The sequence below is a fragment of the Halobacillus trueperi genome, from assembly GCF_003386945.1.
Lineage (GTDB): Bacteria > Bacillota > Bacilli > Bacillales > Halobacillaceae > Halobacillus > Halobacillus aidingensis.
In genome coordinates this window covers 134,424-150,611 of the sequence record NZ_QUAE01000005.1, presented here as the reverse complement: position 1 = coordinate 150,611, position 16,188 = coordinate 134,424, and the positions used below count along the sequence as shown (strand labels likewise).

Here is a 16,188-nt window from a genome sequence, read left to right as displayed (position 1 = left end):
GTAACAAAAGGGGTTATATTACATAACGATTACAACTCTATTAAAGTTTCAGGAAATTTTCAATGTTCGACTAATTTTTTATTAAGGAAAAGAAATCCTTGAATCCATTCAAGAAGGAGATTCCGTTATAATAGTAATTAGAACATTCTGAAAAAGGAGGCGCATTTATGAGTACATTCTCCAATGCATGGACCCCTACAACAGAACAGAAAGAATCGACGCGATTATTCAAATGGATGAAAAAGCATGGCTACAGCTGCTATGATAACTTTCACTCGAAATCCATTGAGGATATTGAATGGTTTTGGGAAGAAGCAGTCAAAGAGCTGGACATTAAATGGTACACCCCTTACAAAAGGGTATTAAATCAATCCCGTGGGCCTATGTATCCTCAATGGTTTGAAGCAGGAGAGCTGAATGTCGCGCACATAGCCCTTGACCGCTGGGCGGAACATCCGTCTAAAAAGAATGACACCGCTCTTTACTGGGAAGGAGATAACGGACAAACGGCCGCCTACTCCTTTAAAGACTTGCAAAAGGAAGTGGATGCTGTCGCTTATGGACTAGAGAATTATGGAATCACTGAAGGCGATATTGTTACATTGTATCTGCCTATGCTCCCTGAAACGCTCATTGCTATGCTGGCCATTTCCAAAGTGGGGGCGATTTTCTCCCCTGCCTTCTCTGGTTACAAAGCAGATGCCGTCACCACAAGAATCCATGCAAGTAAGTCGAAAGCGATGATTACAGCTGATGGTTTTTACCGTAGAGGAAAAATGATTCCTATGAAAGAAGAAGCAGACCTTGTTGCAGATCAATGCCCTTCTTTAGAGCATGTTTTCGTCGTTGAACGTACAGGAGCGAAAGTAAACTGGAAAGAACCTCGTGATGTTCGCTGGACTGATTTGAGAAAAAAAGAGACCGATTACAACGCTAAAGTGAAACAAGCGAATGACCCTTTTATGCTCATTTACACCTCAGGCACGACAGGAACTCCGAAGGGAGCTGTCCATACGCATGCAGGATTCCCCATTAAGGCTGCCTTCGATGCTGGCCTATGCATGGATGTCACGAAAGAAGATACTTTATTCTGGTACACGGATATGGGATGGATGATGGGGCCTTTCCTCGTGTACGGAGGATTGGTGAATGGAGCATCCATCGTCATGTTTGAAGGTACCCCTGATTATCCAGAACCCAACCGTTTATGGGAGCTTGTGGAAAAATATCAAGTGACCCATTTAGGAATATCTCCCACACTTGTCCGCTCCATGATGAAGCATGGGGAATCTTGGATCGAGAAACATGACCTTCAGTCCTTGAAACTTATTGGATCGACAGGAGAACCGTGGAATCCGGAGCCGTGGCATTGGCTTTTCAAGCATGCGGGAGATTCGCGTATTCCGATTTTCAACTATTCAGGCGGAACAGAAATTTCAGGTGGAATCCTCGGGAACGTACTCGTCAAACCGATTCAACCGGTAACCTTCAACGCTGCTCTTCCGGGTATGGATGTCGATGTCTACAATGAAAAAGGGCAATCCCTTGTCAATGAAGTTGGCGAACTGGTTATCAAATCCCCATGGGTCGGAATAACAAAAAGCTTTTTTGAAGACGACGAGCGTTATGAACAAACGTATTGGAGCCGCTTCAAAGATACGTGGGTTCATGGCGATTGGGTGATCAAAGATCAAGATGGTTACTATACGATCACCGGACGATCCGATGATGTCTTAAACGTTGCGGGTAAGCGTTTGGGGCCTGCTGAAGTTGAATCCGTCCTCGTTGAGCATAGGGCTGTTATTGAAGCAGGAGTTATTGGAATTCCCCATGAAGTGAAGGGAGAAGAACCAGTCGCTTTTGTCGTCCTTCAAGATCATCGTCATTCCGAAGACCTTATTGAAGAATTAACGATGTACCTCTATCAAAAACTAGGCAAAGCGCTCGCACCCAAAAAGATATTCGTTGTCGATGATCTTCCAAAAACAAGGAACGCTAAAGTTATGAGACGCGCCATTAAGTCTGCATATTTGAACAAACCTTCTGGTGACTTGAGTGCACTCGTAAACCCAGAAAGCGTCAACCAGATCCGGAGCATTGGTCAAAATGTTTCTCCAATATGATAACAGTCAGAAGCTTGAGTGCGGTGTCGCTGGTATGGACAATTGATCTACAGCTTAGAATTAAATCATTCCCTATATAACCAAAAAGGTTCCTGGACTTTGATCGTCCAGGAACCTTTACGTTATACCGGATATACGCCGTGTTTTCTTTCTGTAAATAAAACATCTTTCGTTTCATAGGCATCATATCGAGTGGAAAGCTCTTCGCGCAGCTTATTCGGCTGAACGATATCATCGATGACCATTTCAGAAGCCAAACGATAGATGTCAATATTCTCTTTGTATTCTTCATGCTTTTCTTTAATAAAAGCTGGTCGCTCTTCTTCAGGCAGTGCGGCGATCTTATTGGCATACACAGCGTTCACAGCCGCTTCCGGCCCCATGACAGCAATTTGTGCGGTAGGTAAGGCAAGACATGCATCCGGCTCAAACGCCGGCCCTGCCATCGCATAGAGCCCTGCTCCATAGGCTTTGCGCACTACAACAGAAATTTTAGGAACGGTCGCTTCACTCATCGCAGAAAGCATCTTCGCCCCGTGACGGATGATCCCAGCGCGCTCCACCTTTGTTCCAATCATGAACCCTGGAATATCGGCAAGGAAAAGCAGCGGAATATTAAAAGCATCACAGAGCTGGATGAATTTTGCAGCCTTATCTGCGGAATCAGGAAACAGGACGCCTCCTTTTGCTCTCGGCTGGTTGGCAATAATTCCGACAGGCCGTCCTTCAATTCTCGAAAGTCCTGTAATGAGCTCAGGCGCAAACTTTTTCTTAATTTCACAGAATGAATGATCATCAATAAGACGATCAATCAACTGATACATATCAAACGGCGCATTTTGGTTTTTAGGAATCAATTCTTCCACACTTTTTTCGAATGGAGCAGGTTCTCTCGAATCCGCCTTTTTCGGAAGTTCCCTGTAGGATTGTGGGAAATAGCTCAAATATTTTCTGGCAAATGCAATCGCATCACTTTCGTCTTTCGCTAAAACATCTCCGCATCCAGAGACAGAACAATGCATGTTCGCGCCGCCCATTTCCTCAAGTGTCACTTTTTCACCAATGACTTTCTCTGCCATACGCGGAGATCCTAAATACATGGATGCATTTCCATCGACCATGACGACGATGTCGCAGAAGGCAGGTATGTAAGCCCCGCCTGCTGCGGATGGTCCGAAAAGCAAACAGACTTGTGGCACACGGCCGGATAGTTTAATTTGATTATGAAAAATACGTCCTGCCCCGCGGCGGTTAGGAAACATTTCAACCTGATCGGTAATCCTTGCACCCGCAGAGTCGACAAGGTAAAGCATCGGTACATTCAGTTTTAATGCGGTTTCCTGGATCCGTATGATCTTCTCAACCGTCCGGGCGCCCCAGGAGCCTGCTTTTACGGTTGAATCGTTGGCCATTACGCATACTTTTTCCCCGTTGATTCGCCCGATACCTGTGACGACACCATCAGCAGGTAGGGAATCATCCTGGCAATTGGCAAAAAAAGCATCCTCGATATCGATGTTGTCATCAAACAAAAGCTGAAGACGTTCACGGACGAACATTTTCCCTTTTTCCGCGTTCTTAGTATGGTATTTTTCAGCACCACCTGAAGCAATTTTCTTCGCTCGTTCTTCTAACGTCTCATTTGTAGGCATCGTTTTTTCCACCTTTTATTCTCCTTTGTATTCCGGTTTCCTTTTTTCCTTGAACGCTTGAAGTCCTTCCACCCGATCATCGGTTGGAATCGTCTTTTCATAACAGGCACGCTCAATCTCAAGGCCTGAAGACAAATCGGTATCATATCCTTGATTGATCGCTTTTTTCGCCTGCTTCATGGCGACCGGTCCATTCCGTGCGATGCATGCCGCCAGATCCTTCGCTTCTTCCATAAGGAACTGCGGTTCGTGAATATATTCGACAAGACCGAGGGAATAAGCGCGCTTCGCTTCCACCGGCTTCGCTGAATAGATTATCGCTTTGGCCTGACCGATTCCGATCAGCCTTGATAGACGTTGTGTTCCACCAGCCCCTGGTATGATGGCAAGCGATGTTTCCGTCAGACCCACTTTCGTCGATGTGCTCATCATACGTAAGTCGCAGGCAAGTGCGAGTTCTAATCCTCCGCCAAACGCGACCCCATTGATAACAGCAATCGTCGGTACATGAATGTCTTCGATCATTCGAACCGTATCTCCGATTTTTGTTACGGTTTGGACGACTTCTTCGTCACTCATTCCCCTTCGTTCTTTCAGGTCAGCACCTGCACAAAACGCTTTGTTTCCTTCCCCAGTCACAAGAACGACCCTGATCTCCTGACGACGGTTGATTTCGTGTGCTTTTTCCTGCAATTGATTCAGCAACTCAGAAGACAATGCGTTCGCTGCATCAGGCCGGTTCAATTTCAGTACATACACGTGAGGGGAAAGCTCTTCTAACGTGACAAGTTCCTCCATCCGTTACACCCTTTCTTTGTTTACCACTTGCATTTGATGACTCGGCAATGACTTATTCAGCACACGCTGGATATAAACAGCCGCTTCCTTCAGTTTTTCTTCATCGATCCCTGTTTCAATGCCCATTTGATGGAGCATGTGCACAAGGTCGTCTGTTGCTAAATTTCCGGAAGCTCCCTTGGCATATGGACAGCCTCCGAGCCCTCCAAGGGATGCATCAAAAGTGGTGATGTTATGCTGCATGGAAACTAGGACGTTGGATAAGGCCATCCCTCTCGTATTATGAAAATGCATGGCAAGCTTATCGAAAGGCAGCCATTGCTTCCATTCGTGAAGGGCTTGATCGACTTGTCTTGGATTTGCGACACCGATCGTGTCTCCCAAAGATAGTTCATCAATGCCCATATCCAAAAGACGTTCACTGACCCTCGCGACCTGGTCTGTATCAATGGCTCCTTCATATGGGCAGCCAAAAACCGTAGATACATAACCTCTTACACTCTTTCCTTCTAATTTTGCTTCTTGGACGACTTCTTTGAGAATCGGATAGGTTTCTTCGATGGACTTGTTGATGTTTTTTTTGTTGTGCGTATCGGAAGCAGACATGAAGACAGAAACTTCATCCACGTCCGTATCAATCGCTCCTTCAAGCCCCTTCCGGTTGGGAACAAGGGCGGCATATGTGATCCCTTTTTTTCGTGAGATCATTGCTGCCACTTCTTTTGCATCTTTCAATTGTGGAATCCACTTCGGATGGACGAATGAACTGAACTCGATGTATGAATACCCCGCGTCAGACAAAAGGTTGATCCAGGCAACCTTATCTTGAAGCGGTACTTCTACAGATTCATTCTGCAGGCCATCACGCGGACCCACTTCTTTGATTGTGACTTTTTCAGGCCATTCCAACATAAGAACCTCCTGTTTATTCGATGATTGCGATAACGTCCCCTTCGTTGACGAAATCCCCTTCACTCACTTTCAACTCTTTGACCGTCCCGGATGTTTCTGCGGGGATCGGAATCTCCATTTTCATAGATTCCAGGATGGCGATGTCCTCCCCATCATTTACTTGAGCTCCTTCGCTTGCAACAATTTTCCATACACTTCCTGCCATGGATGCTTTGATTTCTGTCATGATTGTTCCTCCTTAATGATTCGTCAATGTTGGTAGGTAATAGTTTTCTACAAATGTGGTTTTCGTTTCGCCTTCCTTGAACTTCTCATGGGTGACGACGCGCTTCAGCATCGTCAAGTTGCATTTGATGCCTTCAATCTCGTATTCGTGAAGGGCTTTTGTAAGACGTTCAATGGCATCTTTTCTGTTCTCTCCATGAACGACGAGTTTCGCAATCATAGGATCATAGAATGGAGTCACTTGTGAATCTCCTTCGACCGCTAATTCATGCCGGACTCCTGGACCTTCAGGCAGCACCATTTTCGTCAATTTTCCTGGAGAAGGATAGAAGGTATTCGGATCTTCCGCATAGATTCTCACTTCAATCGCGTGTCCGTCGATGATCAAATCTTTTTGTTGGATGGATAAATGTTCTCCATCCGCTACCCGCAGCTGTTGTTCAACAAGATCGATCCCTGTGATTTGTTCTGTGACGGGATGCTCAACTTGTAAACGTGTATTCATCTCAAGAAAGTAAAAGTTCTCTTCATCATCCACGAGAAATTCAATTGTACCGGCATTGGAATACCCGAGAGAAGCCACGGCCTTCAGTGCGCTTTCTCCCATTTTCTCTCGTGTTGCCTCAGAAAGGACCGGTGATGGAGCTTCTTCGACGACTTTTTGGTGCCTGCGTTGAATGGAGCACTCTCTTTCAAACAAATGAACGGCGTTTCCGTGACGATCAGCAAGCACTTGGATTTCGATATGACGCGGATGCTCGATCAATTTTTCGATGAACATTTTCCCGTCACCGAAAAAGGCCTGCGCCCGTTTGGAGTTTCCTTCAAACGCTTTTTCAAGCTCTTTATCATTATAGACCGCCTGCATGCCGATGCCACCGCCTCCAGCAGCCGCTTTCAGCATGACGGGATAACCGAATTCACCAGCAATTTTCTTGGCATCGTCTGTGTTCGCGACAGCATCTTCCGTTCCAGGGATAATCGGAACGCCAGCCGCTTTCATTTCCGCCCTTGCGGCAATTTTATCTCCCATTTTCGCAATGACATCCGCATCGGGTCCGATAAACGTGAGGCCGGCTTCTTCGGTTCTTTTTGCGAACTCAGCATTTTCACTCAAAAGACCGTATCCCGGGTGAATCGCTTCTGCTCCGGAATCCTTAGCTACTTGTAAAATTTTATCGACGTTCAAGTACGATTCATTCACGCGTGGCTTACCAATGAGATGACTTTCATCCGCCATTTGTACGTATGGAGCATGTTGATCAGCTTCCGAATAGACAGCGACCGTCTGGATGTTCAGCCTTTGACACGTCCGAATGATTCGGGAAGCAATTTCTCCCCGGTTGGCAATTAGAATTTTTTGAAACAACAGTGATCACCTCTTTATTAGGATTTTAAGTTCATCATTTCAAGCGCATGTTCCCGGAGTCTGAACTTCTGAATTTTTCCGCTCGCCGTCATTGGGTACTCATCCGTGAAGCTTATATATCGAGGAATTTTATGTTTCGATATTTTCCCTTCGCTAAACGACCTGATATCGCTTTCATTTAATTGCTTGCCATCTTTCGGAATGATCCATGCCATGATCTCTTCCCCGTACTTCTCATCCGGAACTCCGACCACTTGCACGTCGAGAACATCTGGATGCTGATACAAAAATTCTTCAATTTCTCTCGGATAGACGTTTTCGCCTCCGCGGATAATCATATCCTTAATTCGACCGGTAATTTCGATGTATCCGTTTTCATCCATGACTGCAATATCCCCTGTATGAAGCCAGCCATCCGGATCAATCGCAGTCATCGTCGCTTCCTCATTTTTGTAATACCCTTCCATGACGAGGTACCCTCGTGTACAAAGTTCACCAGGAATCCCCGTTTTGACTTCTTCACCTGTTGCGGGTTCGATGATTTTCACTTCGACATTCGGATGGGCACGGCCGACGCTGCTCACTCGTAAATTGATCGGATCATCGGCTTTCGTCTGTGTAATGACAGGGGAGGACTCCGTCTGTCCATAGGCAATTGTGATCTCTTCCGCTCCCATATCCTCAATCACACTCTTCATGACTTCCATCGGACATGTGGATCCCGCCATGATTCCTGTTCGTAAAGTCGTCGGCTTCAAATCTTCATATTCCGGATGGTTCAATTCGGCAATGAACATGGTAGGCACTCCATGGAGGGCTGTACAGTTTTCCTCTTTCACAGCCTGCAGCACTTTTTTCGGATCAAATTGTTCCAAGATCACCATTGTCGTCCCCTTGGAAACGGCAGCCATCGTTCCTAGCACACATCCGAAACAGTGGAAAAATGGAACGGGAATACAAAGGCGATCCTCTTCTGTTAATCGCATACAATCCGCTACCTGGTTTCCATTGTTCACGATATTGTAGTGACTCAACATGACCCCTTTTGGAAAACCTGTCGTTCCAGAAGTGTACTGCATGTTGATCACATCACGATGATGAAGGGTTTCTTTCCGTTCTTTTAGTTCCCCCTCACTCACGGTCATCCCCATATCTAGGATATCCTGCCATGAATAACAACCGCGATAGGACTTGTCACTCAAGACGACGACATTCTTTAAAAATGGCAGGCGATCGCTTTGAAGATCTCCTTTTTCAGAGGTTTCAAGCTCCGGACAGATTTCTTTCAAAATATCAATATATGAAGTTCCTTTGAAATCCTCAGCAAGAATCAATGTGGACGCATCGGATTGTTTTAATAGATATTCGAGTTCCTGTGCACGATAGTTCGTGTTGACGGTGACAAGGACGCCACCCATTTTCCCAGAAGCGAATTGAGATTGAAGCCATTCCGGTTTATTATCAGACCAAATGGCGACATGCTCTCCTTTTTCAATTCCAAGAGCCATGAATCCCTTAGCTACTTCATCGGTCATATCATTGAATTCAGCATAGGTTTTTCTAAGACCTAATTCAGGATAAACGAACGCCTCATGGTCGGGATAAGCTTCTGCCTGCTGTTCTAACAATTCACCAACCGTCTGCTCTAATAGGGACATAACATCTCCTCCTTTAAAAATTTTAACAGCCTAACTGACGGGCAATGACCAAGCGCTGGATTTCTGATGTACCTTCACCAATTTCGAGAAGTTTCGCATCACGTAGAAAACGCTCGACTTCGTATTCTCTCATGTATCCGTATCCACCATGAATTTGGATGGCCTGATTGGCAGAGCGGAAAGCCGTCTCTGAAGCAAAGAGTTTCGCATACGCCGATTCTTTCGTAAAATTCCTTCCCTGATCTTTCAACCAGGCTGCTTTCAGGACCATATTACGTGCAAGCTCTACTTCCATAGCCATGTCGGCCAACTTAAACTGAATCGCCTGGAATTTTGTAATCGGCTGACCGAACTGTTTTCGTTCTTTGGCATAGGCGAGGGCGCGATCCAATGAAGCTTGTGCGATTCCTACCGCCAGGGCAGCAATGGAAATCCTTCCGCCATCAAGCGTATATAGGAATTGCTTGAACCCTTTTTCCGGATCGCCGAGAATATTTTCTTTCGGTACTTTTACATCCTCTAAAATAATTTCAGATGTGTTCGATCCACGGACGCCCATTTTGTCGTATGGACTCGTTATCGTCATGCCTGGTGTATCTTTTGGAACGATGAAAGCGGAGATAATGTTTTTCCCGTCTTCACGTTTTCCTGAAACTGCCGTGACCGTGATGGACCTCGCATATTCAGCATTTGTAATCCAGCACTTTTCTCCATTGATAACATAGTGGTCACCTTTCAATTCGGCACGCGTCTTCGTTCCTCCTGCATCTGAACCGGCATTCGGTTCTGTCAATCCAAAAGAAGCCAACCCTTCTCCTTTAGCCAGAGGGGTTAAGAATTCTTGTTTTTGCTCTTCTGTCCCGAAATAATAGATAGGACTCGCTCCTAGAGAAACAGCCGCTGCGTAACTGAGGCCCGTAGAGCCACATACACGACCGATTTCTTCAACAGCCAGAGCATAACTGACTGTATCTCCACCTGATCCGCCATACTCCTCAGGGAATGGGATACCAAGAAGTCCAAGTTTGCCCATTTCATCGAAGATATCCTTCGGAAATTCACTGTTGATGTCGATATCCACCGCTCTTGGTGCAATCACATCCTCTGAAAAATCACGGACCATCTTCCTTGTCATTTCCTGCTCTTTCGTTAAATCGAAGTTCATATGATTCCTCCTTAGGGAAGTAAAGACCGACTGGTTGGTCTGTTGTAATGATAAATATAATGAAAGCGGTTACTCGCTTTCATAAAAAAAAGGAACTTTTAACATATGACGGAAGTATCCACTGTCTTCTTTACCTGGAAGCAAAAAGTGCAGCACCAGATCAGTAAAAACTTCTGCGATTTGATCGATGGTGTAAGTCCCATCCCTCCGGTACCATTTATAGATCCAGTTGACCATACCTAAGATAGCCATGCCTGTGATCTCAAGCGGCAGTTCTCTGCGGAAATGGCCGGTTTTTTGACCTTCTTCGATGACATTGAACACCATGCGTTTGAATTCATCACGCTTTCCCTTGATCTCTTCCTCATATGCCGGTTTTAAATACAGGCTTTCCTGATAAAACACCGAAATATGCGGTTTGTACAAGTCGAAAACTTGGACAAACGATTGAATGATTGCCTGGACTTTCGGTATAGGGGAAGAATGAGTAACGTTAGCGGCCTGTGCTTCTTTCAATACATATGTAATAAACGTGTCGTGAATGACGAATAGAAGTTCATCCTTTGACTGAAAGTGATGATAAAAGCCGCCTTTCGATGTATTTGTTTCCTGGACAATTTGTTTTACTGTGACGCCGTGAAAACCATGGCGGTCGAACAGCTCTAAAGACGTCTGGATAATCTTTTCTCTCAAATCGCTCATACATCAACTCCCATCTGCTGAATATACACTCATTTTATCACATTTTTCTGAAAATACAACGGTCTAAAGAATGACATCATTCGTGCATTACTCTCAATTACAAAATCCCCCAGTTATCAGGCGGGAAGGTTCATGAACTGATTTTATCCTCTTTCACTCCATAGTGAACTTTCACTGATGGAATAGAAAGATTTACCCCGGGCAATGGAAAGTCGCTTATTCCCCCAACAGATCCTCTTACACCTAAGTAAAAAAGCCCTCTGCATTCAGAGGGCTTTTCTCATCATTGTGTATCAGATTCTGTTTCAAACGGAACACGGTAGACCGGCTTGATCCACGCTTCTTCCGCTTGCCCTTTTTCTTCGGTATCCAGGACATAAGAACCGTTGCTGTAACGATCATTCGCTTTAAAGTCCATCGTGTTAACGACGATGGTCTCTTGTTTTTTCGTCATGATCATCACTTGATCATCTCTGTTTACAAGGTGCACATCCACCAACTGGTGCGGATTCTTTTTCAACTCTCTTAACATGAGCACCCCTCGTTTAGCACGTGTTGTTCGTTCAAACTCTTTCAAACGCATCCGCTTCACCGCGGCACGGTGGGTCGTTAGAAGGATCGATGGATCTTCGGACGCTCTGAACAATTGTCCAGACACAACTTCATCGTCTTCTTTCAAGTTGATCGCTTTTACCCCTGCCGCTCTTTGACCGACGGTGTTCACTTCCTCTTCATGATACCAAAGACCATAAGCTTTCTTTGTAGCAATAAACAAATCCGACTGCCCATCCGTTTTGTGGACATCCACCACTTCATCATCATTTTTCAGATTGATGGCAACGAGTGCTTTGGAATGGCGCTGGGCTTGATAGAGCTGTAAATCGCTCTTCTTAACCATTCCGTTCTTCGTGAAGAAAAGAAGGTATTCTTGTGATGTGAAGTCGCGAACAGGTATGGCCTCTACAATATATTCGTCCTTTTCCACCTGTACGATGTTGGAAATGTACTGACCAAGGTCTTTCCAACGAATATCCGGCAGTTTGTGAACAGGCAAGAACAAATATTTTCCGAGGTTGGTAAAGAGTAAAATGGTATCTGTCGTATTGATTTCAAATAGACCTAACAGGTGATCGCCGTCTTTCATGGCGAAATCTTCCCCGTTTGATGCTGCATAGGAACGCAGGCTTGTCCGCTTGATATACCCATCTTTCGTCACGGACACGAGCACATCTTCACTCGCGACCGTCACTTCAAGGTCGACTTTCAATTCTTCTACCTTTTCTTCAATCTTCGTCAAACGGTCATCATTGTATTGTTTTTTCATGGAACGAAGATCCGCTTTAATGACCTTCATCATTTCGTTTTCACTGGATAGCAGTTTTTCTAAATACTCGATTTGCTTCTTCAGTTCATCTGCCTCTTTTTGCAATGCTGTAATATCTGTATTCGTCAAACGATACAGCTGCAAGGTAACGATCGCTTCTGCTTGTTCTTCTGTGAAATCGTAACTTGCGATGAGCTGTTGCTTTGCATCCGCTTTGTCTTTGGAGCTGCGAATCGTTGCGATGACATCATCCAAAATGGAAATCGCTTTGATCAGACCTTCCACAATGTGAGCACGAGACTTTGCTTTATTCAAGTCATAAATGGATTGTCTTGTGACCACTTCCTTCTGGTGCTTGATATAGGCGTCAAGCATCATCGGAAGACTCATAAGGCTCGGTGTCCGCTCATGAATGGCGACCATATTGAAGTTGTAAGAGATCTGAAGGTCCGTATGCTTGTAAAGGTAATTGAGAACTCCTTCACTGTTTGCATCCTTCTTTAGGTCAATTACGACACGGAGGCCGGTACGATCCGTTTCATCACGGACTTCAGCGATTCCTTCAACTTTTTTATCGATTCTCAGTTCATCCATTCGTTTGACCATGCTTGCTTTATTCACTTCAAAAGGAATTTCGTCGATGACGATTTGTTCCCGTCCTCCACGCTGCTCTTGAATTTCTGCACGTCCTCGCAAAACGATTTTTCCTCTTCCTGTTTCATAGGCTTTCTGGATCCCATCGATTCCTTGAAGAATCCCGCCTGTTGGGAAATCCGGACCTTTTAATTTCGTCATCAGTTCAGGTACAGTCGCTTCAGGTTTATCGATCCTCATGATTACCGCATCAATCACTTCCCCGAGATTATGGGAAGGGATTTCTGTCGCATAACCTGCGGAAATCCCCGTAGAACCGTTGACAAGAAGATTCGGAAACTTGGCCGGAAGCACGGTCGGTTCATCAATCGTGTCGTCAAAGTTCGGAATGAACTCCACCGTCTGCTTTTCAATGTCCCTGAGCAGTTCGGATGAAATAGCGGAAAGTCTTGCTTCTGTATAACGCATAGCGGCGGGCGGGTCACCATCGACACTTCCGTTATTTCCGTGCATTTCTACTAAGGACTTTCTCACTTTCCACGTTTGGCTTAAGCGGACCATCGCATCGTAAACGGATGTATCCCCGTGGGGGTGATAATTACCGATGACGGTACCGACCGTTTTCGCGGATTTCCGGTAAGCTTTGTCGTGAGTGTTCTTTTCCTGGTGCATCGCATAAAGGATACGCCGCTGTACAGGCTTCAACCCGTCCCTGGCATCAGGGAGGGCACGTTCCTGGATAATGTATTTACTATATCTCCCGAAGCGGTCTCCGAGAACCTCTTCTAATGGTAAATCTAAAAACTTCTCTGCCTCTGCCAACAGAAGGTCCCCCTTTTACGTCTGTATTTTATCGTTTTCCAGTATGCTCGCTTCATCTTCAAGACCAAAAGCGACATGGGATTCAATCCATTTTCGGCGAGGTTCAACCTTATCTCCCATCAACGTCGTCACCCTGCGTTCGGCGCGGGCGATGTCGTCAATCGTAACCCGAATCAAAGTGCGTGATTCCGGGTTCATCGTCGTTTCCCAAAGCTGATCAGCGTTCATTTCACCTAAACCTTTATATCGTTGGATCGAATAGCCGTTTTTGAATTCCTTCAATATCTTTTGCATGCCTTCTTCATCCCACGCATATTCGACTTTTTCTTTCTTCCCTTTTCCTTTTGAAACTTTATAAAGGGGAGGAAGTGCGATGAAGATTTTTCCTGCTTCTACAAGCGGACGCATGTATCGATAAAAGAAGGTTAGTAAAAGCACCTGAATGTGTGCCCCATCGGTATCGGCATCGGTCATAATGACGATTTTATCATAGTTACAGTCTTCCAGCGTAAAGTCCCCACCAACTCCAGCACCGATGGTATGAATGATCGTTGAGATTTCTTCATTTTTAAAGATATCCGCGATTTTCGCTTTCTCTGTATTGATCACTTTTCCTCGCAATGGAAGAACGGCCTGGAATTTACGGTCACGGCCCTGCTTTGCTGATCCGCCCGCTGAGTCCCCCTCCACGAGGTACAACTCATTCTTTTTGGCATTTTTGGATTGAGCAGGGGTAAGCTTCCCGCTTAAAAGGGTATCCTTACGTTTCTTCTTCTTCCCTGAACGAGCATCTTCTCTAGCTTTTCTGGCGGCTTCTCTCGCTTCTTTCGCTTTGATCGCTTTTTTAATGAGCATAGAAGCGACATCCGGATTCTCTTCGAGGAAATAGGATAACTGTTCAGCGACGATTCCATCAACGGCGGAGCGGGCTTCGGATGTACCGAGTTTGCTCTTGGTTTGACCTTCAAATTGAAGGAGTTCTTCTGGAATTCGCACAGATATAACCGCGGTAAATCCTTCTCTGATATCGTTTCCTTCCAAATTCTTATCTTTATCCTTCAGAAGTTGGGCTCTTCTGGCATAATCATTGAACACTCTTGTGATGGCCGTTTTAGCTCCGGATTCATGGGTTCCTCCATCTTTCGTGCGTACATTATTGACGAAGGATAAGATGTTCTCTGCAAACCCGTCGTTGAATTGAAAAGCGAAATCAGCTTCAATTCCACTATGACTGCCCTCGAAAGAAACGACCGAATGCAGTGTATCTTTTTCTTCATTTAAATACTCGACGAATGAGACCAGTCCGTCATCATATTGATACTCTTCTCTGACCGTTTCTTTTCGTTCGTCCACAAGGATAATGCGGAATCCCTTCAGCAAGAAGGCCGCTTCTCTTAAACGTTCGGATAATGTTTCAAAATTAAACTTCGTCATTGAAAAAATGGAAGGATCCGGTTTGAAGCGGATCGTTGTTCCTGTTTTGCGGGTGGCTCCTTTATTTTCTAAAGAAGTGACAGGGACGCCCCCATTCTCAAATCTTTGATAAAATTTCTCGCCATCCCTGCATATGTGAACTTCCAGCCATTCGGATAAAGCATTCACCACAGAAGCACCAACACCATGCAGGCCCCCTGAGGATTTATAACCTCCTTGTCCGAACTTACCTCCTGCGTGAAGAACGGTCAAAATCACCTCAGGTGTCGGTTTTCCTGTTTTATGCATCCCTGTAGGCATCCCACGGGCTTCGTCCTGAACCGATACACTACCATCTTTATGGAGCGTGACAGTCATTTTTTCGCCGAATCCAGATAACGCCTCATCGATAGCGTTATCTACAATTTCGTGAACGAGATGGTGCAGACCTCTATGATCCGTGGATCCAATATACATCCCCGGTCTTTTCCGAACGGCCTCCAATCCCTCCAGCACTTGAATAGAATCATCTGAATACGTTTGATTTTGACTCGACAATTTACCATCGGCTCCTTTCTCTAACACACTGCTACATCAATAATAGAACAAACGTTCGATTATGTAAACGATGAGTGCAACTCCAGGTGCTTCAGCACTCACGACATAAGTCAATCAACGGTGTGGAGGATCTTCCACTCCATTGATTGGCTTATGATCCAGAAAAGGCTGAAGACCCATGCACAATGCTGGGATGAATAAAAGCATCCCTGCTGATTTCGCTTACATTTCTTATTCTTTCTTAGACAACCCCTCTGTTAAACCATAGCACTCCAAATAAGAATAGTCTTTCTTAGAAGGGACCTCTTCTGGTTTATTGAGCTCATCGATGTCTATAATAAAAAACGCCGCTTGTTATATTGTAGCGATTTTATAAGGTTTCGCAAACATAAATCTTCCAAAAAACATGAAAAAACCCCTGGATGAACAGGGATTTTTTCATTTTCATCGTTGTTTTATTAACGGTAAATCGCATGGGCGACCTTAATGCAAGAGTCCATAATGACAAGCTTTGAATCATCATTCAAGATGCGGTCTGCTTCTTCTGAATACACCCCTTGCTGAGCCCAGAAGGCTTTAGCCTCAATATTTTTCGATTCCTCTGCAATTTGCGGCAAATGTTCGGATCGTCGAAAGACATTGATAATGTCGATTGGTTCTTTGATATCTCGCAGGCTCGCCACTGCTTTTTCACCAAGGGACTCCGTGATTTGAGGGTTCACCGGGATGATTTTATACCCGGCGTTCTGCATCGCTTCACTCACTTGATAGGATGTGCGGTGCGGCTTATCCGAAAGGCCTACGACAGCAATCGTCTTCGATTGTGCCAATAGATCACGGATCTCTGCCTGAGATGGATTTTCAAAACTCATC

At 45.1% G+C, this 16,188-nt stretch carries 12 protein-coding genes; 1 reads left to right on the top strand and 11 read right to left on the bottom strand.

What is annotated here, in order from left to right:
• The first annotated feature begins 167 nt into the window (after positions 1-167).
• Positions 168-2,123: an AMP-binding protein gene (locus tag DYE48_RS08650; RefSeq protein ID WP_115823266.1), complete on the top strand. Its 1,956-nt coding sequence runs from the start codon at positions 168-170 to the stop codon at positions 2,121-2,123.
• 122 nt (positions 2,124-2,245) lie between these two features.
• On the opposite strand, the gene DYE48_RS08645 is transcribed toward DYE48_RS08650, so the two are convergent.
• From DYE48_RS08645 to DYE48_RS08595, 11 genes are all read right to left on the bottom strand, one after another.
• The gene (locus tag DYE48_RS08645; protein ID WP_115823361.1) at positions 2,246-3,775 is read right to left on the bottom strand and encodes an acyl-CoA carboxylase subunit beta; all 1,530 of its coding nucleotides are present in this window, start codon (positions 3,773-3,775) and stop codon (positions 2,246-2,248) included.
• A gap of 15 nt (positions 3,776-3,790) precedes the next feature.
• Positions 3,791-4,573: an enoyl-CoA hydratase gene (locus tag DYE48_RS08640; protein WP_115823265.1), complete on the bottom strand. Its 783-nt coding sequence runs from the start codon at positions 4,571-4,573 to the stop codon at positions 3,791-3,793.
• Between the two features lie 3 nt (positions 4,574-4,576).
• Complete coding sequence (locus DYE48_RS08635) at positions 4,577-5,485, bottom strand: hydroxymethylglutaryl-CoA lyase (RefSeq protein WP_115823264.1); 909 nt, start codon at positions 5,483-5,485, stop codon at positions 4,577-4,579.
• Between the two features lie 13 nt (positions 5,486-5,498).
• A complete protein-coding gene (locus tag DYE48_RS08630; protein ID WP_089652483.1) occupies positions 5,499-5,711 on the bottom strand; it encodes an acetyl-CoA carboxylase biotin carboxyl carrier protein subunit in 213 nt (70 codons plus the stop codon).
• Between the two features lie 12 nt (positions 5,712-5,723).
• Positions 5,724-7,079 (bottom strand): acetyl-CoA carboxylase biotin carboxylase subunit, encoded by a 1,356-nt coding sequence (locus DYE48_RS08625; RefSeq protein ID WP_115823263.1) that lies wholly within the window; start codon positions 7,077-7,079, stop codon positions 5,724-5,726.
• A gap of 17 nt (positions 7,080-7,096) precedes the next feature.
• A complete protein-coding gene (locus tag DYE48_RS08620; RefSeq protein WP_115823262.1) occupies positions 7,097-8,737 on the bottom strand; it encodes an AMP-binding protein in 1,641 nt (546 codons plus the stop codon).
• Between the two features lie 22 nt (positions 8,738-8,759).
• Positions 8,760-9,902, bottom strand: a complete 1,143-nt coding sequence (locus DYE48_RS08615) for an acyl-CoA dehydrogenase (protein ID WP_089652480.1) — start codon at positions 9,900-9,902, stop codon at positions 8,760-8,762.
• A 69-nt stretch (positions 9,903-9,971) separates the two neighbouring features.
• Complete coding sequence (locus DYE48_RS08610) at positions 9,972-10,604, bottom strand: TetR/AcrR family transcriptional regulator (RefSeq protein ID WP_115823261.1); 633 nt, start codon at positions 10,602-10,604, stop codon at positions 9,972-9,974.
• Positions 10,605-10,887: 283 nt separating this feature from the next.
• Positions 10,888-13,344 carry a DNA topoisomerase IV subunit A gene (gene parC / locus DYE48_RS08605; protein WP_115823260.1) on the bottom strand — a complete coding sequence of 819 codons (2,457 nt, stop codon included), beginning with the start codon at positions 13,342-13,344 and terminating at the stop codon, positions 10,888-10,890.
• Positions 13,345-13,359: 15 nt separating this feature from the next.
• Positions 13,360-15,315, bottom strand: coding sequence for a DNA topoisomerase IV subunit B (gene parE / locus DYE48_RS08600; protein ID WP_115823259.1), 1,956 nt, complete (start codon positions 15,313-15,315; stop codon positions 13,360-13,362).
• Positions 15,316-15,773: 458 nt separating this feature from the next.
• Positions 15,774-16,187, bottom strand: coding sequence for a CoA-binding protein (locus DYE48_RS08595; RefSeq protein ID WP_115823258.1), 414 nt, complete (start codon positions 16,185-16,187; stop codon positions 15,774-15,776).
• Position 16,188 lies beyond the last annotated feature (1 nt).

What these genes read in the sequence shown, in the direction of transcription:
- DYE48_RS08650 (WP_115823266.1), top strand. Translation starts at nt 168, where the DNA reads ATGAGTACATTCTCCAATGCATGGACCCCTACAACAGAACAGAAAGAA.
- DYE48_RS08640 (WP_115823265.1), bottom strand. Translation starts at nt 4,573, where the DNA reads ATGGAGGAACTTGTCACGTTAGAAGAGCTTTCCCCTCACGTGTATGTA.
- DYE48_RS08630 (WP_089652483.1), bottom strand. Translation starts at nt 5,711, where the DNA reads ATGACAGAAATCAAAGCATCCATGGCAGGAAGTGTATGGAAAATTGTT.
- DYE48_RS08635 (WP_115823264.1), bottom strand. Translation starts at nt 5,485, where the DNA reads ATGTTGGAATGGCCTGAAAAAGTCACAATCAAAGAAGTGGGTCCGCGT.
- DYE48_RS08645 (WP_115823361.1), bottom strand. Translation starts at nt 3,775, where the DNA reads ATGCCTACAAATGAGACGTTAGAAGAACGAGCGAAGAAAATTGCTTCA.
- DYE48_RS08610 (WP_115823261.1), bottom strand. Translation starts at nt 10,604, where the DNA reads ATGAGCGATTTGAGAGAAAAGATTATCCAGACGTCTTTAGAGCTGTTC.
- DYE48_RS08595 (WP_115823258.1), bottom strand. Translation starts at nt 16,187, where the DNA reads ATGAGTTTTGAAAATCCATCTCAGGCAGAGATCCGTGATCTATTGGCA.
- DYE48_RS08615 (WP_089652480.1), bottom strand. Translation starts at nt 9,902, where the DNA reads ATGAACTTCGATTTAACGAAAGAGCAGGAAATGACAAGGAAGATGGTC.
- DYE48_RS08620 (WP_115823262.1), bottom strand. Translation starts at nt 8,737, where the DNA reads ATGTCCCTATTAGAGCAGACGGTTGGTGAATTGTTAGAACAGCAGGCA.